The organism is Flagellimonas olearia, assembly GCF_009184425.1.
GTDB lineage: Bacteria > Bacteroidota > Bacteroidia > Flavobacteriales > Flavobacteriaceae > Flagellimonas > Flagellimonas olearia.
This window is the reverse complement of record NZ_WELG01000031.1, coordinates 1-558: the sequence shown is the minus strand read 5'-3', so window position 1 is coordinate 558 and position 558 is coordinate 1. Positions and strand designations below refer to the sequence as shown.

Below are 558 nucleotides of genomic sequence, written 5' to 3'. Positions count from 1 at the left end.
TATTTGTGCATGATTCCAGTAGCGAGAAAGCATGTGGAATCATATATTTGCCGGGGCTAACAAAAAGGATGCCAACTCCCGAGATCAGCTCTCTTTTTTCATTTGTCCTGGTTGCACCGTCAAAGTACATATCCCAGGAAGCTTTTGGCGAGAAAGTCTCCACGTTGTAGACGGGTTCGTCTGGGAGATCATCTCTGAGTGGTGAATCTTTAGGCAATGGATGCTCTGCGAGGAAATCTGCTAGAGCTTGGCCTTTGATTGCTTTTTGTGGCACATACCTAATATCAAATTGTGATAGAAGGATGGACCATTTTGCCAGTCGTGCATTGAGAGAACCTGCTTTTGTAACAAGGACCTTTAAGAGGTTAATCCTTGAGACCAGGTAAACTGTGTTGGAAAGCAAGTAGTGACGTAGCTTTTGTACGGCGAACATCACTGCAAGGCATTCTTTTTCGACCGGAGAGTAACGATGCTCTGCACCTACTAGCATGCGGCTGAGGTAGTATAGAGCAGCTTCTTTCCCTTCGTCATTCTCTTGTGCAAGCAGAGCGCCTACAG

At 45.9% G+C, this 558-nt stretch carries 1 protein-coding gene; it reads right to left on the bottom strand.

Annotation, left to right across the window (positions count from 1 at the left end; translation table 11 throughout):
* Positions 1–558, bottom strand: a 558-nt coding sequence (locus tag F8C76_RS18770) for an RNase H-like domain-containing protein (protein WP_170284064.1), incomplete at both ends; no start/stop codon positions are given.